Genomic DNA, 286 nt, shown 5'->3' on the forward strand with positions numbered 1-286 from the left:
GCGGCTCCGCGCGACCTTTCGTCGCGCCTGGCTCGACCAGCTGGAAGACTGGCAGCGGCGTGACGAGATCGTCCTGTTCGACGCCGTTAACCTCGTCCTGACCCAGGCGGCAGCGGATTGGGCCGGCATCCCCGCCGACAAGGATCGCGCCGAACTCTGCCGCGAGCTCAGCGGCATGGTCGAGAACGCGGGCGGCATCGGGCCGTCGACCATGCTGGCGCTGTGGCGGCGGCGCCGGACCGAACGCTATGTCGGCGAGCTCGTGCGGCGCGTCCGCAGCGGCGGG

General features: G+C 72.0%; 1 pseudogene. It reads left to right on the plus strand.

The annotated features are described in order from the left end of the window. Positions 1-286 (plus strand): annotated as a pseudogene (locus tag E5W70_RS32800) (hypothetical protein); the annotation flags it as partial.

The organism is Mesorhizobium sp. (assembly GCF_005063415.1).
In the GTDB taxonomy this organism is placed as follows: Bacteria; Pseudomonadota; Alphaproteobacteria; order Rhizobiales; family Rhizobiaceae; genus Mesorhizobium.